Origin of the sequence: Phenylobacterium sp. (genome assembly GCF_035569475.1) — a bacterium.
GTDB lineage: Bacteria > Pseudomonadota > Alphaproteobacteria > Caulobacterales > Caulobacteraceae > Phenylobacterium.
Map to the genome: position 1 here is coordinate 1 of NZ_DATMNA010000052.1, position 17,693 is coordinate 17,693.

A 17,693-nucleotide genomic window follows, 5' to 3' on the forward strand; every position below is an offset into this window, starting at 1 on the left:
GCGGGCGCCGTCGTCGGCGGCGCCGTTGGGCATCACATGGCGAAGACCAAGGCGAAGAAGCAGGCGGCCGCCGCCCGGTAGTCCACCGGTTGCAGACTCTCGAAGAACCCGGTTACGGATAACGCCGCAGAAGCTGATCCCGGGGGGACGGCGTGGAAATCCACCAGCCCAAGCCGTTCCACGGGTGGCGCGAATTCGCCAAGGAAGTCGGCATCATCGTCCTCGGCGTGCTGATCGCGCTGGCCGCGGAACAGACCGCCGAGGCGTTCCGCTGGCGCCAGCGGGTCGAACAGGCCCGGCAGGCGATGCGGGTGGAATTGTCGCAGGACGACGGCCTTCAGGCCTACGCGCGCGCGTCCATCACGCGATGCCTCGCCGTGCGGCTCGACGCCATTCAGCGCGGCATCGACTCCCGCCTGTCCGTCGCCCAGGTAGTGGCCCTCGCGAAGGCCTACCGTCCCCCCTATCGCACCTGGGAGTCGGACGCCTTCAGAAGCGCCGTCGCCTCCGATGTGTCGAGCCACATGGCGGCGCACGAGCTGGCCGAATGGTCGGGCGTCTATGCCAACATCCCCTATCTCGGCCAGGTCACGGAGAAGGAACAGGAGCTGCTCAATTCGCTCTCGGACGGCCTGCCGTTCGACCGCCGGATTTCCGACGCGGAGGCGGACCGGATGACCCGCATCGTGCAGGGGCTCCGGCGCGCCAACGCCAACCTCGACCTCTGGTCCCGCGTCGTCCTGTTCGGGACGGTCCCGATCAAGGCCGCGCCCCCGGCCTCCGACCGCAAGGCCGTCACGGCCGACGCCCGCCAGCTCTATGGGTCGTGCGTCGTGGTCCCTGACCTGAAGCCGCTTCCGGCGTCGGACAGCCAGTTCGACCGGGCGCATCGCGACGAATAGGCGATCCCGCTCCACCTCGCCCGCGACGCGCACCGGCGTTCAGCGGAGGAGATTGGTTTCCGCAAGCTCGACCACCTCGTCGCCCCGGCCGTTGATGATCGCCTTCAACATGAAGAGGCCGAAGCCCTTGGCTTGTTCGAGCTGGATCTTCGGCGGCAAGGCCAGTTCCTGCCTGGCCGTGACAACGTCGACGAGCACCGGCCCCGGATGGGCGAGCGCGTCCTTCAAGGCCGCCGCCAGGTCCGCCGACTGCTCGACCCTGACACCGCGAACGCCCATCGCATTGGCCATGGCCGCGAAGTCCGGGTTCTTGAGCTCCGTGCCCGTGTCGAGGAAGCCCGCGGCCTTCATCTCCATGGCGACGAACCCCAGCGAGCCGTTGTCATAGACGATGACCTTCACCGGCAACCTGAGCTGGGTCAGCGAAATGAAGTCGCCCATGAGCATGGTGAAGCCGCCGTCGCCGCAGAGTGAGACGACCTGGCGCCCCGGAAAGGCCGCCTGGGCGCCGATCGCCTGCGGCAGGGCGTTGGCCATGGAGCCGTGATTGAACGACCCGATCAGCCGCCGCCGGCCATTCATCGCCAGGTAACGGGCCGCCCAGACCGTGGGTGTGCCGACGTCGGCGGTGAAGATCGCATCGTCGTCGGCCAGTTCGCTCACCAGGCGGGTCAGGTACTGGGGATGGATCGGCCGGCCGGGGGCGGACGGCGCCGCCAGATCGTCGAGGCCTTCGCGGGCCTTGGCGTAGTGTTTGCGGGCCGATTGCAGGAAACCTTGGTCGGTCTTCGGCTTCAGGCGCGGCGACAGGGCGTGGATGGTCTCGCCGACATCGCCTACCACCCCGAGGTCCAGGACGACCCGCTTGCCCAGGGCCTCGGGATCGCGGTCGACCTGCGCGACCTTCGCCCCCGTCGGATAGAACGGGCGATAGGGAAAGTCCGTGCCGAGCATCAGCAGCAGGTCGCAGCTCAGCATGGCGTGGTAGCCGGAAGAAAAGCCGATCAGGCCGGTCATGCCGACGTCGAACGGATTGTCCCACTCCACATGCTCCTTGCCGCGCAGGGCGTGCACCACCGGCGCGCCGAGCGCGCGGGCGAGCCCAATCACCTCGTCATGCGCCCCCGCGCACCCGCTTCCGCAGAGCAGGGTCACGGCCTTGGCGGCGTCCAGCAGGGCGGCGAGGCGGTCCAGGTCGTCATCCGCCGGGACGACGCGCGGCATGTTGAGGGCAGGCCAGGCGGCGACGGCGCCCGCGGGCGCCTGGGCCAACGCGACATCGCCTGGGATCACCAGCACGGCCACCCCGCGCCGGCCGATCGCCGAGCGCATGGCGCGATGCAGCACCTCGGGCGTCTGGGCGGGGTTGGACACCAGCTCGACGAAGTGGCTGCACTCCCGGAACAGCTCCTGCGGGTGGGTCTCCTGGAAATAGCCGAGACCCACCTCCGAGGATGGGATCTGCGCGGCGATGGCGAGGACGGGAACGTGGCTGCGATGGCAGTCGAACAGGCCGTTGATCAGGTGCAGGTTGCCGGGACCGCAGCTCCCGGCGCAGACCGCCAGTTCGCCGGTGACGGCGGCCTCGGCGCCGGCGGCGAAGGCGGCCACTTCCTCGTGACGCACGTGCAGCCAGTCGATGTCGCCCAGCCTTCGCAGACTGTCGTTGAACCCGTTCAGGCTGTCGCCGGTCACGCCCCAGACCCGCTTCACACCCGCCTTCGCCAAGGTCTGGGCCAACAGGTCGGCGACAGTCATCTTGGGCATGGGTCGAACTCCCATCTTCACCAGGTGAACATGCGAAGCCTGGGTTCGCGACATCGCGGCCCGGCCATTGCGCGACCGCCTGTCCGCCAAGGCCGTGCATCACCGTCGCGGCCATTTCGCACGAGCTCGCACCCCCACCGAGAGAAGAATCAGTTTAGCGTTTTTGGCTTTTTCGCGTAACGTCATTATCCGATCAATTCCACGGGGCGTCGACCCAAAGAGTTGCGCCCCCAATTGCGGAGGTGGGGTGATGCAACTCAGGATGTTCGCGATCTCGGCGACCTTTGGCCTTGGATTGGTCGGCGCGGCGGAGGCTACCACCTACACAAGCGACCCGGTGCTCAGCCACTTCACCGCGGGGGAGACCTACGCGACCTTCACCAACTACTTCAACGGTGACGCACCGCCCGGGACCTACACCCCGACGAACGCGACCCTGAACGAGCGGGTGTATCAGGGCGGCGCCGTCGCCGGACTCGACCCGACCAACAACTGGATCCTGGCCACCTTTGGCGGCCCGACAGCCTCGATCCGCGTCTTCGAAAATGAAGACCATTACGGCGACGCTTACGACGGCTATCAATATCAGATCTATGGCCGGAACGCGGCCGGCGGTTGGGACTTCCTGTTCAACGCCCTGACCGTGGCAGGCGCCGGCGAGCCCTTCACTCTGGGCAGCTTCGCCGGCACGGCGCCGACGCGGGTCAACAACGTCCTCAGCGACGGTGGGCCGGTCGCCTACATCGCCGATTTCACCTTCGCAAACGCCTATTCGGTGTACGCGTTCGGCGCGAGCACCGAGGCGATCAACGCCGGCAACCCCGACGACGAATTCAGCGCCATCGGCAGGGCCGCCGTCCCGGAACCGATGGGTTGGACGCTGATGATCACCGGCATCGGCCTGGCGGGCGCGGCCCTGCGCCGGCGTCGCGCAGTCGCCGCCCCTATGGCTTCATGAAGCCCAGGTTCTGCTTCGGGAAGTTGGCGAGCCTCGGGAAGATGGCGGTCATCTGCGCCGGGGTGACCCCCATCCACGCCGCCATGGTGGCCATGTAGGTCTCCACCGAGGTCGTCGGCACGAGCGCCGTGCCGACGCCGTCGGGGTTGGCGAAAGCCGGCGTCGTGACGGTGGCCGCCCGGTCCACGCCGAGTGTCGGATAGGCGCCGTAGATGTCGCCGCCCTTCACCGCGCCTCCGACCACCAGGTGGTGGCCGCCCCAGGCGTGGTCGGTGCCGTCGCCGTTGGTGGTGAAGGTGCGGTTGAAGTCTGAGGCCGTGAACGCGGTGACCGCCGGCGACAGCCCCGCCTGGGTGAGCGCGCTGTCGAGATAGGCGAGCGCGTGGTCGAGTTGGGCCAGCAGCAGGCCCTGGCGCGGGTTTTCCCCGTCGTGGGTGTCGAAGCTGCCGTACTGGACAAAGAACACCTGGCGCTGGACGCCGAGCGCGGCGTGGGCGGCGGCGGTCTGCACCACCGCCTCGAGCTGGTCGGCCAGCGGATTGTCGGCCGTCTTGCCGGCGATCGGGTCGGTAAAGGCCGGCGGCGCGGGCACGGTCGCATAGGGCCCGCCGGCCGCGGCCAGGGCGCCGTCGTAGATCACCGAGGTCTGCAGCGAGTGGGCCACCGCGGCGGCGTAGGTCTGGACGAGCTGGTTCTGTGAGGAGCCGTCCTGCAGGCTGGCGCGCAGCTCGTCCAGGAAGGTGGCGGATTCGTTGTAGGTCCCCTTGGCGGCGGCCAGGGTGATCGTCTGGGCGCTGGCCTTGTTGGCGGCGTAGGAGACGCGGAAGGACTTGGTTCCGGCGCCTTGCGGGAACGGGGTGTTGCCCGCCGTGGTGATCGACGAGAAGTCCCCGCCGCCGCTGGCCGCGGGCTGGAAGGTGTCGGCCATCAGGCCGCCCCAGCCGGTCGCCGCCCCGTCGAGCTGGCCGGACTGCCAAGCCGCCTGCTGGTCGGCGTGGGAGAACAGCCGCTGCGGGATCTGGGTTGTCGCCGTGGGGTGCTGGTAGTCGGCCTTGGTGAGCGGGGCCAACAGGGTGCCGACGTTGGCGATCGCCGCGGCCCTGCCGGCCGCGAACAGCCCCTGGGTCGCCTTCATCATCGGGTGCAGGGCGAAGGTCCGCGTCTGGTCGGCGGGCCCCACCTTGTTGGCGGGCGGGACGAGCTGCGCGGTGGCCGGGGTGATCGGCAGGACGCCGCCCCAGTGCTCGGGCTGGTCGGCGGTCTTGACCGTGCGGCCGGTGACGCTTGAGGTCGCCCCGATCGCCACCGGCGCCGCGCCCAGCGGCATCAGCGCGATCGGATCGCTGCCCGAGATCCGCGCCGCCCAGTACTGGGACCAGCTTCCCTGGTCGGTGGCCAAGAGCAGGTTGTTGGAGTCGTTGCCGCCCTGCAGGAAGATGCAGACCAGGGCGCGGTAGGGCGCGCTCGGGCCGACCGCCTGGGCGGCCGCCTTGCCGATGGCCGACAGGTTCATCGCCAGCGGCGCGGCCGCGCCGTAGGCGGCGATCCCCGCCAGGAGGTTGCGCCGCGAGGGTCCGTGGGTCTTGGTCGCCATGGCCGCCCCCTAACCTTGCACCAGGTATTCAGGCGAGGTGAGCACCAGGATCAGGGCGTTCCTCACCTTGTCGAGCCGCACCTGCGCGCGTTGTGCGGCCGTGGGCGCCTTGGCCGTCGAGACCGTGCCGGTCAGCACCCGGGAGAGCCGGGCCGACATCGTCGAGCTCATCTGGCCGCCGAAGTAGAGCAGGTTCAGCCGGTCGATCAGGGTCTGGTTGGTGTCGGGGTCCGAGGCGTTCGCCGGCGTCAGGGCTGCGATCTCCTGGGCGTAGGTCGTGACCACATCGTTTCCAGGCCAGCCCTTGTTCTGGATCACCTGGATCATGGTGTTGGCGTAGCCGGCGACGGTCAGCACATCGACCGCCTGGAATTCCGGGACCACCAGGCCGGCTTTGGCGATCGACGAGCCCTGCGGCGTGTAGTCCGGCGCCCAGAAGTTGAAGACCGAGGGCGCCTCCAGGGGCGCCTGGGCGAGCGCGGTGGGCGCGACGAAGTCCTGGTATTGGTTGAAGTTGCCGCCCGGCGTGGAGGCCGCCATGGTCGACGTCGCGTTGCTGGCCCGCAGCCAGTGGCTCATGCGGATCACCGGCTCCTTCAGCTTGCCGGCCGTCGGCGAGGCGGACGGCGTCAGGTTCAGCGCCTCGGCGTCGGTGAGCACGGCCTTCAGGGTGGCGAGGAGGTCGCCCCGCACGCCTGTCGCCACGCCGTTGAACGCCGCCGCCACCCGGCCGACGTAGGCAGGGCTCGGGTTGCTGGTCACGAGCCGCTGGATCAGCCGATAGCCGATGAACGGACCCACGTTGGGGTGGTTGAAGATGGTGTTGAGGGCCGTGTTCAAGCCCTGGAGCTGGTAGGCCGCCAGCGCGCTCGCCCCGGCCGCGGTCGTGGGCGAGGCGCCGGCGTAGGCGGGGATGGTCATCCCCAGGAAGGTTTTCGAGAGCTGCGAATGGTAGACGGGATAGCCGATCAGCGGCTGGACGTCGGGCGAGCTGGCGTCGGTCCCGTCGCCGGGCTGCTTGGCGAAGGTCGCGGCCGTGGGCTTGGCGTTGTACCAGCCCCAGCCGGTGAACGTCGCCGCCAGGCCCGCGATGTCGGCATGGGCATAGGTCGGCACCGGCGCGCCCGAGGCGTCGGTCTTGGCCGTGCCGTCGGGGTTCAGCCGATAGAGCCCGATCGACATGAGCTGCATGATTTCCCGGGCGTAGTTCTCGTCCGGTTCGCGCGACGGATCGTTGTCGGCCTGCTGGTTGCCGATGATGTTGAGGTAGATGCCCATCGCCGGGTGCAGGGTGATGGCCTTCATAAGGTCGAGGTAGTTGCCGAAGGCGTGCGCGCTCAGCATGTCGTACCAGGACGCCCCGATCCGCGGCGTGATGGTCGAGCCGGCGAACGAGACGACCATGATCTCCGACAGCGCCAGGGTCATGCGATGGCGAAGCTGGTCGTCGCCGGTCACCGCGCGGGCCCAGAAGCTCTCCTGGAACTGCAGGTTGGTGACCTTGCGCAGGTTCACCTTGGCCGGCGTCGTCCCGGGCGCGGCGGCGGCCGCGGCGGCCGCGATGGCGGCCTTGTAGTCGGCCTGGAAGTCCGCCGTGCGGCGGATGATCCAGTTCAGGTGGAAGCTCGGTGTCGCGCTCCAGTAGCCCGGCGCCCCGCCCGCCGTCGGCGCGGCCGTCGCCTGGGCCTTGAACCAGGCGTCGGTCCCGCTGGTCGCCAGCGCGGCGACCGAGGCGTCGCCGGCCCCGAAGGTGGCTCGGTTGAGGAAGGCGGCAGCCAGCTTGCTGTCGCCGGAGATCGCCCCCGTCGTCAGGTTGCCGAACGACGAAGCCAGCTTGGAAACCGCGACGGCCGCGGCGCCGGCGGCGGCGACGCCCAGGACCAGCTTGCCCGCGTTAGAGCCCTCAGTCGCCATCGCGCACCCCCCGCGGCCTGGCCGGCATCCTAGACCTGATCGCTGCGAACAGCGTTCTCTTGATTTGTCGCCCCGAACGTGAACCCCGCCTGAACGGCCAAGCTACGAAGGATTACCCCTGAATCGTACGACAACAGCGTTACGATAAGATAGGGCCCGGTGCGCGCGATTGACGCACCCCGGCCTAACGCCCGGCCGGCGCCAGCCGCAGGATCTCGCTTGGGCTCATGTCGGTGAGCAGGTAGATCAGGCCGTCCGGGCCCTGGCGCACGTCCTTCATCCGCTTGCACTGGTCGAGCAGCAGCTTCTCCTCGCCCACCACGCGGCCGTTCCTCATCTCCAGGCGGACAAGCTGCTGGCCGGACATGGCGCCCACGAAGACGCTGCCGGTCCAGGCCGGCAGGGCCTTGCCGGTGTAGAAGGCCATGCCCGACGGCGCGATGGACGGCGTCCAGTAGTAGACCGGCTGTTGCAGCCCCTCCTGCGCAGTCTTGCCGCCGTTGATCAGGGCTCCGGAGTTCTGGCGGCCATAGCTGATCAGCGGGAAGCCGTAGTTGCCGCCGGCCTTGATGCGGTTCAGCTCGTCGCCGCCCATGGGCTCGTTCTCGCCGACCCACAGCTCGCCGGTCCGCGGGTCAAGATCGGCGGCCTGGATGTCGCGGAAGCCCAGGGCGTAGAGCGCCGGATTGGCCCCGGCGGTCATCAGAAACGGGTTGTCCTTGGGGATCGTCCCGTCGCTCTTGATGCGCAGGACCTTGCCGCGCGGGTCGGTCATCGACTGCGGGTTGGGCCCGCCCGACGCGACCTCGCCCGAGGCGATCAGCAGGGTCCCGTCGCGGGCCTGGACGATCCGGCGCGGCGTGAGGTTGGGGGCCTCGTAGAGGGTGGCCACGTCTTCGAGGCTCTTCTCGTCGGCTGACAGGCGGGCCTTGAGGATGCGGCCCATGAACGCCTCGCCCTTGGCCGGCGGGGCGGCGGTGTAGCCGTAGTAGAAAATGCGGGTCTTCGCGAAGTCGCGGTCGAGCACGGGGCCGGTGTTGCTGGTTCCCATGACGCCGGCGATCTCCGGCGTCCCCTTCAGGGGCTCGGAGACCTGGCCCTTGGCGTCGACGATCCGCAGCCCGCCGGCGCGCTGGGAGACCAGGAGCTTCCCGTCGGGCAGGAAGGCCAGGCCCACCGAGCGGTCGAGCTTGGCCACGATCTCGATTCTGAAGGCCTGGGTCCGGGCGGGCCTGGGCGCGCGGGTTTGGTCAGGGGAGAACGGCGTCGGGACATAGCCGTCCTTGGCGTTGCGGTTGGCGCCGCAAAGGGCGGTGATCCGGGCGTTCTCCGCCGCCGAGCCCGCGACACCGGCGTAGTCCGGACCGGGCGGGAAGGCAGGGATCGCCGCCGGCGGCGCGGCCGGCTGTGACCAGGCGCCCGCGCCCGGCGACAGGGCCAGGACCAGCGCCAGGGCGCTCACCGCTCTCGAAAGTCGAAGATCCATAGCCCCACCGCCCGACATATCGCCGTTCACCGCCCTGCATGTCACGGCGGCGCACGGCGATCCAGGGGATCCGCGTCTTGCGGCTATTCCGCCGCCAGGTGCTGCGGCGGCTGCAGGTCGGCCTCGGCCGGACACCTGATCGTGCGGCCCCGCCGGGTCAGGGCGAAGCGGCGCCCCTCGCTTAACCGCCGGGCGTCAACGATCGCCGCGGCGTCATCCTCGGCGAGAAACGACGCGACGTCGCGCATTCGCCCCGAGGGCGAGGCGGCCCGCAAGAAATAGTCGTACATCACCCGCAGCCCTCGTGGTTCATGGCTGCCAACGAGCGCTCGGGGATCGTGGTTCCCCGAACGCGCGAAATCTTCTACCCCGCCACCGCCAGCCGACCGATCGCGACGGCCACGCTCTGCCAGGCCGCGGAGTCGCCCACCTGGGCCATGGTGACGTGCATGAGCAGCATGATCGCGCCGCCGATCAGATAGACCGGATGGACCTTGCCCCGCGTGCGCCAGTCGTAGGCCATGGCCACGAACAGCAGGATGTCGCCGATCAGGGCCGCGGAGATGGCGATGAGCATCGGGGGTGCGCCGATGACCGGCAGGCCGGCGGGCCACGGCGGGGCGTTCGGGTCGGGCGGCGGAGCGGCGAACAGGAACCAGCGGGCGATCGGGGCGCCGAGCATGGAGATGGTCATCAGGAGGATCAGCCGCTTGTGGGTCTCCGAGTCCTTCAGCTTGACGATCGCCAGGGTGAAGACCGGCACGATGAAGGCCAGCGCCCCCATGGTCACCCAGGTGAAGGCGCGCACCTCCCGGACGATCGCGGCGGGCTGACCCGGCAGGGCGGCCTGGGCCAGCCTCAGCGAGGTCACGGCGGTGACGATGAACGCCATGGCCGTGATGATGGAGATCCCCAGCATCCCCCAGGTGCGGTGAGCGAGAATCTTGCCCTGCGCCACCAGCCGCGTCTGGGTGAAGAAGAAGGTCACCCAGGCGAACATGACGATGCCGTGGACATGCACCATGGGCTCGGCCTTGAAGCTGCCCTTGGCCAAAGGCATCCAGTAGGTCGGCAGGAAGCCGAGGACCGCGATCAGGAAGCAGGTCCCGGCCATCCAGACGTAGAATTGGCGCGGCGCCACGGCGCTCGGCCGCGCGCCCATCACAGCTTCAGTCACGCCGTCACTCCCCGCATGGTCCCAGCAAAGGGAGCATGACCTCAGGGCGCACGTCCGTAAACCCTTGTTCGGCGAATTTTGTGCTGCGCGCTTAAGCGTCCCGGGCGCGCCAGTGGAAACCGTCCAGCGGCATGGCGCGGGCCGGGGCGCCCTGGCGGCTCGCGACCCAGGCGCGGCCCTCCTCGAAGGCCAGGACGCGATAGATCGGCATGCCGCCGGCGTCGGCGGAGACCATGTCGCCTACCCGCACCGGCTCGTTGGCGGCGTGATCCAGAAGGGCCCAGTCCATGGCGGGGATGTTCGGCATCGTCTTGCACCTTGCTTGCCGCCGGCGGGGCGGATCGTGGGCAAGCCTGCGCCCCGGCCGCTGAGGACAAGCTGAGCCGCCCGTTTAGCCGCCGTTCAGATGGGTGAATCCGCGGCTGGCCAAATCGCCCCCCTGCGGCCCATCCTGCGCGGCGGCGTCACTGGGTCGGGGCGCGCAGCCTGTAACGAAAGCCACGCATGAGCGGCGTCTCCTGGTTCCTGTTCGCCCTCACCGTGGCGCTCGATGTCTTCGGCCAGACGGCGTTCAAGCTTGGGCTGGACGCGATCGGCGAGGCGACGGGCGCGGCCTTCTGGCGCGGCGTGGCCGCCAGCCCCTGGGTGCTGGCGGGCTTCGCGGGCTACTGCGTCGAGGCGGCCTCGTGGATGTACGTCCTGGGCCACGCGCCGCTGTCCATCGTCGGGCCCATGGCGGCGCTTTCCTATGTGGGCGCGGTGGTGACCGGGCGCTTGGTCCTGGGCGAGCGGCCGCGGGCGCGGCGCTGGCTGGGCGCGGGCCTGGTCACCCTCGGCGCGGGTCTTGTGGGGGCGAGCCTTGGCTGAGACCCTCCCCGCCGCCGGATCCGCCAGGCCCCGCGCGCTGGCCGCCGCCGTCGCGGGCTGGCTGCTGTTCATCGCTGTCGAGACCGCGACCCAGATCGTCTTCAAATACGCCGGCGCGACGCTGGACGACCGCGCGGGCCTGGGCCACCTGGTCGCCCAGGCGCTCTCCACGCCGGTCGTCCTCCTGGGCTTCGGCCTCTACTTCCTGGGATTCCTGATCTGGATGACCATCCTGAAGGACATCGACCTCGGTCGCGCCTTCCCGATGACCGCCATCATCTACGTCACCACCCTGGCCAGCGCGGTGATCCTGTTCCACGAGATGCTCAATCCGATGCGGATCGCGGGCGTCCTGGTGATCGCCGCGGGCGTCGCCCTGCTCGCCTCGGACACCGGCGCGAAGCCCTCGCCCGGCCCGACGCCGGACTAGGCCCCGCGCCGCCATGTCCTGCTGACAGCCGCCCGCATTGCCGCCAGACTCGCCTGAGACTATGTCCCCACCCCGATGACCCGCCGCCACGCCAAATTCTTCAAGGTCAGCAACTGGGACGCGCTTCCGGCCGCCCTGGCGGTGGTCCAGCTCGTCCTGGTCTGGACCCTCTACGCCGCCTGGCCGGGCCTCGCCTGGGGCGCCCGCCTGGGCTTCCTCGCCGTCTACGCCTTCAGCGTCGGCTGGAACCTCAACTCGATCGCCCACAACTTCATCCACAACCCGTTCTTCAGCTCCGAGCGGGCGAACCGGGCGATGAGCCTGGTGATCAGCCTGGCGCTGCTGTCGCCCCAGACCATGTACCGCTACGTCCACCTGAAACATCATGCGGGCAACGCCGATCGGCCCGATGGCAGCGGGGCCACCATCGACCCTCTGTCGATCTACCAGCACGGCTGGGACGGCAAGCCGGAGCCGATGCTGAGCTACGTCTTCCTGGAGTTCTTCCGCGGCGATAGCCCCTTCGAGCTCGCCCGCCGGATCGGCGAGAAGCGGCCCCGGGAAGCGCGCCAGGCGCTCATCGAGTTCTGGGCGGTGATCGCGGCCTACGGCGCGGCCCTGGCCTTCGGCCTCTTCACCGGCCGCTGGGCTTTCGTCCCGGCGGTGGTGGTGGGCAGCTACCTCGGCCAGTGCCTGTCCAACCTCAACGGCTACTACGAGCACCTGGGCGGCGACCCCGACAAGCCCATCGCCTGGGGTGTCTCGACCTATGGGCGCATCTATAACTGGGTCTTCCTCTACAACGGCTACCACGCCGAGCATCACTACCGGCCCAAGGTGCACTGGACGAAGATGGTCGCCTTCCATCGCCAGATCGCCGCCGAGCAGGCCCGCGAGGGCGTGACCGTCATCCGCCGCGCCCACTTCCTGGGCTTCCTGGATCCGCGGACCTGGCGCATCGAGACGGCCCGGCGGCCGAGGGCGGCGTCATGAGCCGGTCCCCCGCCAAGCCCCGCCGCGCGAAGCCCAAGGCGCACGCGCTGCTGTTCCGCTACTCGGCCTGGGACGCGGTCCCCGCGGCGCTCGCCTACATCCACCTGGGCCTACTGCTGGCGCTGTTCCTGGCCTGGCCGCAGCTCAACTGGCCGGAGCGGCTGGCCGGCGCGGTGGCCTACGGGCTTGCGATCGGCTGGAGCCTGGACTCGGTCAGCCACAACTTCATCCACAACCCGTTCTTCGCCTGGGAGCCGCTGAACCGCCTGACGAGCCTGGTGCTGACGCTCGAGCTCGGCACGCCGCAGACGATGTACAAGTACGTCCACATGCGCCACCACGCCGGCAACTCCGACCGGATCGGCCCGGACGGCAAGACGGTGGACCCGATCTCGCTCTACCAGTACGGCGGCGACGGCAAGGTCGAGCCCCCAGCCGCCTATGTCCTGAAGCAGTTCTGGCGCGACGACGGGCCCTTCGCCGTGGCCCGCGCCATCCGCGCCAAGCGGCCGAAGGAGGCGCGCCAGGCTCTGCAGGAGTTCTGGGCCATCGTCGCGGTCTATGGCGTCCTGCTCGCGCTGAACTGGAAGTTCATCCTGGTGATGGCGCCCTTCTACTATCTGGGCCACTGCTTCTCGTTCCTGATCGCCTGGTACGAGCACGCCGGCGCCGACCCCGACCAGCCCATCGCCACCGGCGTCTCCACCTATGAGCCGGTCTACAACTGGGCCTTCCTGAACAACGGCTTCCACGCCGAGCACCACTACCAGCCCAAGACCCACTGGACGGCCATGAAGGCGCTGAGCGCGGAGACCAGGGCCCTGCGCGAAGCCGCGCCGGTGCGCACGCTCAGCATCGCCCACTTCCTCGGCTGGGCGGACGGCAGGGCGGCGAAGGTGCCCGTCGCCAAGGCGGCCCGGGCGGTGGGTTAGAGCGCGCCCACCCAGTGGGCGACCAAGGGCGCCGCGAACGCCGACGCGCTGCCGAAGAGCCCGACCAGCAGCACGCGGTAGGCATAGCCCAGCAGCCGGTACTTCTTCCCGGCCAGCACCTGGCCGTTCTGGTAGATGTCGCGCGCGAAGGTCTCGTAGACCGCCTGGTTGTCGGCGAGCCGGTCGATCAGGGCGTCGATGTAGGCCTGCTCTTCCATCCGGTGGAACGCCCCGAAGAACAGGATGTTGGCCGACCCGCCCGGCAGGGCCGGCGTCTTCACCGAGGGCAGGACGGCCAGCACCGCCAGCACAGCGGCCAGGAAGGCGAAGCCGCCCAGGATCAACAACGGCAGGCTGGGCGCGACGGCGCCGCGCGCCTGGCCCAACGTCAGCGAGAAGATCACGAAGGTGATGGCCAGCAGCATGGAGGCCTTCTGGTCGGCCATCTGGCTGAGCTGATACTGGATCTGCTGGGTGTTGCGCAGCAGTTGCACCGCATCGGGCGAATAGGTTCGCGGCGCGGGCGCAACGGCCAGCGCCGCTTCCAGATTCTGCTCCCCGTCCGCCATCGCCGACCCCGTACTCACGCCCATACTCAAGCCTGTATCGGTGTCGCCGGTGACTTCGCGTGTCAAGCGAAGCTGCGCCTTGGCGACAGACGCCTCGTCGCACCTCCGCGCACGCCGGGAGAGGCGATCTACGTCTTCTCCGCCCTGAGCTGGAGGAACTGGCGCTCGGCCTCGCCGTAGCACTCGCAAGCCTTGGCCTTCAGCGCCCCCTGGTCCAGGACGACGATGTTGCCGCGGGAATAGTCGATGATCCCGTCCTTCTTCAGGGCGGCGGCCATCATGCTGACGGTCGTTCGCTGCACCCCTGTCATCACCGACATGTATTCCTGCGTAAGCGGGAACGAGGCGCCGCCGACCCGGTCCTCGGTCATCAGCAGCCAACGAGCCAACCGCTGGTCGGCGGGGTGGGCGATGTTGCAGGCCGCCGTGGTCTCCGCCTGGCGGATGATCGCGCGCAGGTGCTGCAACGCCAGGCGCATCAGGCTGGGGCTCGCGGCAAGGCGGGCCCGGAAGGCGGCGGTGGAGATGCTCATCGCACCGCCCGCGAGCTGGACGAAGACCCGGTTGGCGACCGTGGCGCCGGCGATGGCGTCGACCAGCCCCCCGGCGCTCTCCCGGCCGATAGTTCCGGTCTCGAACGTCCGGCCATCCTGCATGATCGTGGCCACGGAAATGCAGGCGCTGGAGGGGAAATAGATCAGGTCCACCTGGTCGCCAGGTTCGTACAGCATCTGGCCTCGGGACAGGCTGACCTCTTTAAGGTGAGGTACAAGCGCGGCTTCGTCATCAGCGCTCAAGGCCGAGAGAAGAAAATTGCGGAACTCCATAAGCTCTCATCCCAGCGGTGGCTCAGAATCCCGCTGACCTCATTTAGCGTTCTATTTCAGTTCGCCTCCAGTCATTTTCGCCATAAGTGATCAATTTACTGTATTATGGTGACGTTTACTTTCGGTTCTCGACGCCAATTTTCGTCGTCCGACATTGATATCCCGACACTCGACACATGATGTCGGCAACGACCGTAGCGTTCGGTTTTCAGCGGCCCGCGAGAGGGCCGGCGGGTTCGGCCTGGATCTCGTCGCACCCTGGCCGGGCCGGCGGCTCCGGCCTCAGGCGCGTCCGCGCGGACCGGCGAACCAGCCGAACACAGCGGCCGCCGCCAGCGCCCCGGCCACCTGGGCGGCCACGAACAGGGGCGCGGAGTTCGGCGCGATGCCGGCGAAGGTGTTGGAAAGCGCCCGCGCGGCCGTCACCGCCGGATTGGCGAACGAGGTCGAGGCCGTGAACCAGTAGGCTGCGGCGATATAGAGGCCCACGGCGATCGGCGTGAACTCCGGCCGCGCGCGCTGCGCGCCCAGGATCGTCGCCAGCAGGCCGAAGGTCGCCACGAACTCCGAGAAGGCCTGGGCCGGCCCGTCCCTGAGCTTGGTCGAGACCTGCAGGATCGGCTCGGCGAACATGGCGTGGGCGGCGAACACGCCGAGGATCGCGCCTACGGTCTGCACCGCCGCATAGGCCAGGGCCGCGCGCCACGACAGCTCGCGCCGAAGCCAGCCGACCAGGGTCACCACGGGGTTGAAGTGCGCCCCCGAGATCGGCGCGAAGACGGTGATCAGCACGATCAGGGCCGCGCCGGTGGCCACGCTGTTGGCCAGCAGGGCGACCGCCGCGTTCCCCGCCGAAAGCCGCTCGCCCATGATCCCGGAGCCGACGACCACCGCCAGCAGCAGGCCGGTTCCGAGGGCTTCGGCGGCCAGGCGCCGCGCTGCGTCCGGCGTCATGCCGGCTGGCTGTCGGTCGTCTCGCCGATGGCGCGGACCTTCGCCTGCAGCGACATGCGGTCGAGCGCGGCCACCGGGAGGTTCAGCAGCAGTTCGATGCGGTTGCGCAGCAGACGCGCCGTCTCGCGGAAGGCGACGGCGATCTCCGCCTCGCTGCCGGCGACGGCCGCCGGGTCGGGCACGCCCCAATGGGCGGTGATCGGCTGGCCGGGCCAGACCGGGCAGACTTCGCCCGCGGCGTTGTCACAGACGGTGATCACGAAATCGAGCGGCGGGGCGCCGGCTTGGGCGAACTCGTCCCAGGGCTTGGAGCGGAAATCGCCGTCCTCGAAGCCGAGGGCGCGGACCACCGGAAAGGCGTGCAGATTGACCGCGCCCTTCGGCATCGACCCCGCCGAATAGGCCCGGAAGCGGCCGCGGCCCAGGCGGTTCATCAGCGCCTCCGCCAGGATCGAGCGGGCCGAGTTGCCGGTGCAGAGGAAGAGGATGTTGAGCGGGCGGTCCATCAGCAGGTCCCTCCTTCGGCGGCGCACGGCCGGCTCGCGAGCGCCGCCAGAGGGGCGCAGATCTCCGGCTTGCCGGCGCAGCAGTCCTCCATCAGGAAGGCCAGCAGGTCCCGCATCCGGTCGTAGGCCGCGGCGTAGATGATCGAGCGGCCGTCGCGCCGCGAGGCCACCAGCCCGGCGGCCCCCAGGATGTTCAGGTTCGACGACAGGGTGTTGGGCCGCACGCCGGTGGCCCGGGCGATCTCGCCGGCGGCCATGCCCTCGGATCCGGCCCGCACCAGCAGCCGAAAAATTTCCAACCGGCTCTCGTGGGCGAGCGCGGAAAGGGCCGAAAGGGCGTTCGCGGTTTCCATGGCTCAGCAGCCGGCCGAAGCCTTGGGCGCGCCGCCGCCGCAGGCGCCGGCGGTCGCCCGGATTTCCGCGACCGGGTCCTCCTCGCCGTAGGTCGTGGCCTCGCCGAAGGTGAAGAAGGTCTCCCACCGCAGGCCCGCGGGGTCGTTGACCCAGCTCTTGTCGGATGTGGCGTAGCAGCAGGTCGTGGCCGACTGATCGAAGGTCCTGGCGCCCGCCGCCTTCAGCCGGTCCGACAGCTCGCCAAGCTCGGCGGCGGACTCCACCTGGACGCCCACATGATCCAGCCCGGCGTCGCGCCCGCGCGTCGAGATGGCGAAATTGACCCTCGGATCGTCCAGCATCCACTTGGCATAGTCGTCCCGCACCACGCTCGCCGGCGCGCCGAACAGGGTCTCGTAGAAGGCGATGGACTGTGCGAGATCCGGTACGTTCACGTGCAGGTGAAGGCGCTTCATTGCGAGGTTCCTCGAGGCGGGATAGCGTGTTATTTCTATATTTCCAGAATTCTCGAATCGTCAAGGCTGGACATGAGCCGCACCGAGATGAAGGCACGCGCCGCGAGCCGCCAGGACGCCCCGGCGATCACCGCGATCTACAACCAGGGCATCGAGGATCGCATCGGGACCTTCGAGACCGAGCCGCGGACGGTCGATCAGATCGAGGCCTGGTTCGACGAGGCCTATGCTTTCGTCGCGGTGGAGGACGCTGGCGGCGAGGTCGTCGGCTACGCGGTCGCGCACCCCTACGCGGACCGTTGCTGCTACCGCGGCATCGGGGAGTTCTCGGTCTATGTGCGGCGCGATGCGCGCGGCGCCGGGGTGGGCCGCGCGGCCATGGCGGCCCTGCTGTCAGCCGCCCGCGAGGCCGGGCTCTGGAAGCTCCTGTCACGGGTCTTCCCGGAGAACCGCGCGAGCCTCAGCCTCATGGCCTACATGGGCTTCAAGGAGATCGGCGTGCATGAGAAGCACGGCAAGCTCGACGGCGTCTGGCGCGACTGCGTTATCGTAGAGCGGGTGATCCCGGAGAACCTCGACTAGGGCGCGCCAGGGCGAAGCGGTAGCCGGCCCACCCCGTCCGAAGGGGCCGACCCGGAAGGTCCAGGCGCGCGCCGGTTGTCCCGGCGGCAAAAGGCCCGCTATCATGCGCCGCTGTAGCGGCGGGGGCCGATGTTCAGAGTCTCGTTCCGGGTGCTGGCCGCCCTTGGGGTCACTGCGGGCGTGGCCGCGGCCGCGCAGGCCGCGCGCGCCGCCGACCAGCCGATCTACGCGCCCCCGGCGGCCTGGGTGAAGCCCCTGCCCATTCCCAAGGCGGTGACCGCCGCCGAGGCTGGGCCGACCAAGACCCTGCTGTTCTCCGATCAGACGCGCCTCAGCGCCGAGGTCGACGAATACGCCTACGAGGTGGCCACCCAGGCGCTGTCGCCGCAGGGGCTGGCCAACCTGGGCAACCTGCAGCTCACCTGG

Annotated in this window: 20 protein-coding genes and 1 pseudogene; 8 read left to right on the top strand and 13 right to left on the bottom strand. The window is 69.4% G+C overall.

The window, feature by feature from the left end; all coding sequences use genetic code 11:
- The first annotated feature begins 152 nt into the window (after positions 1-152).
- Entirely contained in the window at positions 153-902 is a 750-nt protein-coding gene (locus tag VNW53_RS08575) for a hypothetical protein (protein WP_325555025.1), read from the top strand.
- 39 nt (positions 903-941) lie between these two features.
- Here the strand turns inward: VNW53_RS08575 and poxB are convergent, their stop codons facing one another.
- On the bottom strand, positions 942-2,669 hold the full coding sequence (gene poxB, locus VNW53_RS08580; protein ID WP_325555026.1) for a ubiquinone-dependent pyruvate dehydrogenase: 1,728 nt from the start codon (positions 2,667-2,669) through the stop codon (positions 942-944).
- 250 nt (positions 2,670-2,919) lie between these two features.
- On the opposite strand from poxB, the gene VNW53_RS08585 reads away from it, so the two are divergent.
- Positions 2,920-3,627 carry a PEPxxWA-CTERM sorting domain-containing protein gene (locus VNW53_RS08585; RefSeq protein ID WP_325555027.1) on the top strand — a complete coding sequence of 236 codons (708 nt, stop codon included), beginning with the start codon at positions 2,920-2,922 and terminating at the stop codon, positions 3,625-3,627.
- Here VNW53_RS08585 and VNW53_RS08590 read toward each other — a convergent pair.
- From VNW53_RS08590 to VNW53_RS08615, 6 genes are all read right to left on the bottom strand, one after another.
- Positions 3,614-5,221, bottom strand: coding sequence for a DUF1501 domain-containing protein (locus VNW53_RS08590; protein WP_325555029.1), 1,608 nt, complete (start codon positions 5,219-5,221; stop codon positions 3,614-3,616). The genes VNW53_RS08585 and VNW53_RS08590 overlap by 14 nt on opposite strands.
- Before the next feature lie 9 nt (positions 5,222-5,230).
- Positions 5,231-7,135, bottom strand: a complete 1,905-nt coding sequence (locus VNW53_RS08595; RefSeq protein ID WP_325555030.1) for a DUF1800 domain-containing protein — start codon at positions 7,133-7,135, stop codon at positions 5,231-5,233.
- A 184-nt stretch (positions 7,136-7,319) separates the two neighbouring features.
- Positions 7,320-8,621 carry a PQQ-dependent sugar dehydrogenase gene (locus VNW53_RS08600; RefSeq protein WP_325555031.1) on the bottom strand — a complete coding sequence of 434 codons (1,302 nt, stop codon included), beginning with the start codon at positions 8,619-8,621 and terminating at the stop codon, positions 7,320-7,322.
- 83 nt (positions 8,622-8,704) lie between these two features.
- Positions 8,705-8,911 (bottom strand): hypothetical protein, encoded by a 207-nt coding sequence (locus tag VNW53_RS08605; RefSeq protein ID WP_325555032.1) that lies wholly within the window; start codon positions 8,909-8,911, stop codon positions 8,705-8,707.
- A gap of 74 nt (positions 8,912-8,985) precedes the next feature.
- On the bottom strand, positions 8,986-9,798 hold the full coding sequence (locus VNW53_RS08610; RefSeq protein ID WP_325555034.1) for a hypothetical protein: 813 nt from the start codon (positions 9,796-9,798) through the stop codon (positions 8,986-8,988).
- A gap of 91 nt (positions 9,799-9,889) precedes the next feature.
- Entirely contained in the window at positions 9,890-10,105 is a 216-nt protein-coding gene (locus VNW53_RS08615) for a hypothetical protein (RefSeq protein ID WP_325555036.1), read from the bottom strand.
- A gap of 197 nt (positions 10,106-10,302) precedes the next feature.
- On the opposite strand from VNW53_RS08615, the gene VNW53_RS08620 reads away from it, so the two are divergent.
- The 4 genes from VNW53_RS08620 to VNW53_RS08635 all read left to right on the top strand — a co-directional run bounded on the left by VNW53_RS08620 (position 10,303) and on the right by VNW53_RS08635 (position 13,020).
- Positions 10,303-10,665, top strand: a complete 363-nt coding sequence (locus VNW53_RS08620; RefSeq protein ID WP_325555037.1) for an EamA family transporter — start codon at positions 10,303-10,305, stop codon at positions 10,663-10,665.
- The gene (locus VNW53_RS08625; protein ID WP_325555038.1) at positions 10,658-11,095 is read left to right on the top strand and encodes an EamA family transporter; all 438 of its coding nucleotides are present in this window, start codon (positions 10,658-10,660) and stop codon (positions 11,093-11,095) included. The genes VNW53_RS08620 and VNW53_RS08625 overlap by 8 nt, the downstream gene beginning before the upstream one ends.
- Before the next feature lie 75 nt (positions 11,096-11,170).
- Positions 11,171-12,088: a fatty acid desaturase gene (locus tag VNW53_RS08630; RefSeq protein WP_325555040.1), complete on the top strand. Its 918-nt coding sequence runs from the start codon at positions 11,171-11,173 to the stop codon at positions 12,086-12,088.
- On the top strand, positions 12,085-13,020 hold the full coding sequence (locus VNW53_RS08635; protein WP_325555041.1) for a fatty acid desaturase: 936 nt from the start codon (positions 12,085-12,087) through the stop codon (positions 13,018-13,020). Before VNW53_RS08630 ends, VNW53_RS08635 begins: the two co-directional genes overlap by 4 nt.
- On the opposite strand, the gene VNW53_RS08640 is transcribed toward VNW53_RS08635, so the two are convergent.
- From VNW53_RS08640 to VNW53_RS08665, 6 genes are all read right to left on the bottom strand, one after another.
- A complete protein-coding gene (locus VNW53_RS08640) occupies positions 13,017-13,607 on the bottom strand; it encodes a Pycsar system effector family protein (RefSeq protein ID WP_325555042.1) in 591 nt (196 codons plus the stop codon). The two genes, VNW53_RS08635 and VNW53_RS08640, sit on opposite strands and share 4 nt — an antisense overlap.
- 110 nt (positions 13,608-13,717) lie before the next feature.
- Positions 13,718-14,320: a Crp/Fnr family transcriptional regulator gene (locus tag VNW53_RS08645; RefSeq protein WP_325555043.1), complete on the bottom strand. Its 603-nt coding sequence runs from the start codon at positions 14,318-14,320 to the stop codon at positions 13,718-13,720.
- Positions 14,321-14,698: 378 nt separating this feature from the next.
- Positions 14,699-15,370, bottom strand: coding sequence for an MIP/aquaporin family protein (locus VNW53_RS08650; RefSeq protein ID WP_325555044.1), 672 nt, complete (start codon positions 15,368-15,370; stop codon positions 14,699-14,701).
- Positions 15,367-15,882, bottom strand: coding sequence for an arsenate reductase ArsC (locus VNW53_RS08655; RefSeq protein WP_325555050.1), 516 nt, complete (start codon positions 15,880-15,882; stop codon positions 15,367-15,369). Before VNW53_RS08655 ends, VNW53_RS08650 begins: the two co-directional genes overlap by 4 nt.
- Complete coding sequence (locus tag VNW53_RS08660; protein WP_325555045.1) at positions 15,876-16,229, bottom strand: metalloregulator ArsR/SmtB family transcription factor; 354 nt, start codon at positions 16,227-16,229, stop codon at positions 15,876-15,878. The genes VNW53_RS08655 and VNW53_RS08660 overlap by 7 nt, the downstream gene beginning before the upstream one ends.
- A 3-nt stretch (positions 16,230-16,232) precedes the next feature.
- Positions 16,233-16,685: an ArsI/CadI family heavy metal resistance metalloenzyme gene (locus tag VNW53_RS08665; protein WP_325555046.1), complete on the bottom strand. Its 453-nt coding sequence runs from the start codon at positions 16,683-16,685 to the stop codon at positions 16,233-16,235.
- 72 nt (positions 16,686-16,757) lie between these two features.
- Between VNW53_RS08665 and VNW53_RS08670 the strand changes: the two genes are divergently transcribed.
- Together VNW53_RS08670 and VNW53_RS08675 are read left to right on the top strand one after the other, a co-directional pair.
- A complete protein-coding gene (locus VNW53_RS08670) occupies positions 16,758-17,267 on the top strand; it encodes an arsinothricin resistance N-acetyltransferase ArsN1 family A (RefSeq protein ID WP_325555048.1) in 510 nt (169 codons plus the stop codon).
- Between the two features lie 129 nt (positions 17,268-17,396).
- A pseudogene (locus VNW53_RS08675) lies at positions 17,397-17,693 on the top strand (hypothetical protein); the annotation flags it as partial.

Excerpts from the sequence above, each read along its gene's own strand:
- poxB (WP_325555026.1), bottom strand. The coding sequence starts at position 2,669 with ATGCCCAAGATGACTGTCGCCGACCTGTTGGCCCAGACCTTGGCGAAG.
- VNW53_RS08585 (WP_325555027.1), top strand. The coding sequence starts at position 2,920 with ATGCAACTCAGGATGTTCGCGATCTCGGCGACCTTTGGCCTTGGATTG.
- VNW53_RS08590 (WP_325555029.1), bottom strand. The coding sequence starts at position 5,221 with ATGGCGACCAAGACCCACGGACCCTCGCGGCGCAACCTCCTGGCGGGG.
- VNW53_RS08595 (WP_325555030.1), bottom strand. The coding sequence starts at position 7,135 with ATGGCGACTGAGGGCTCTAACGCGGGCAAGCTGGTCCTGGGCGTCGCC.
- VNW53_RS08600 (WP_325555031.1), bottom strand. The coding sequence starts at position 8,621 with ATGGATCTTCGACTTTCGAGAGCGGTGAGCGCCCTGGCGCTGGTCCTG.
- VNW53_RS08605 (WP_325555032.1), bottom strand. The coding sequence starts at position 8,911 with ATGTACGACTATTTCTTGCGGGCCGCCTCGCCCTCGGGGCGAATGCGC.
- VNW53_RS08615 (WP_325555036.1), bottom strand. The coding sequence starts at position 10,105 with ATGCCGAACATCCCCGCCATGGACTGGGCCCTTCTGGATCACGCCGCC.
- VNW53_RS08620 (WP_325555037.1), top strand. The coding sequence starts at position 10,303 with ATGAGCGGCGTCTCCTGGTTCCTGTTCGCCCTCACCGTGGCGCTCGAT.
- VNW53_RS08630 (WP_325555040.1), top strand. The coding sequence starts at position 11,171 with ATGACCCGCCGCCACGCCAAATTCTTCAAGGTCAGCAACTGGGACGCG.
- VNW53_RS08635 (WP_325555041.1), top strand. The coding sequence starts at position 12,085 with ATGAGCCGGTCCCCCGCCAAGCCCCGCCGCGCGAAGCCCAAGGCGCAC.
- VNW53_RS08645 (WP_325555043.1), bottom strand. The coding sequence starts at position 14,320 with ATGCTGTACGAACCTGGCGACCAGGTGGACCTGATCTATTTCCCCTCC.
- VNW53_RS08650 (WP_325555044.1), bottom strand. The coding sequence starts at position 15,370 with ATGACGCCGGACGCAGCGCGGCGCCTGGCCGCCGAAGCCCTCGGAACC.
- VNW53_RS08660 (WP_325555045.1), bottom strand. The coding sequence starts at position 16,229 with ATGGAAACCGCGAACGCCCTTTCGGCCCTTTCCGCGCTCGCCCACGAG.
- VNW53_RS08665 (WP_325555046.1), bottom strand. The coding sequence starts at position 16,685 with ATGAAGCGCCTTCACCTGCACGTGAACGTACCGGATCTCGCACAGTCC.
- VNW53_RS08670 (WP_325555048.1), top strand. The coding sequence starts at position 16,758 with ATGAGCCGCACCGAGATGAAGGCACGCGCCGCGAGCCGCCAGGACGCC.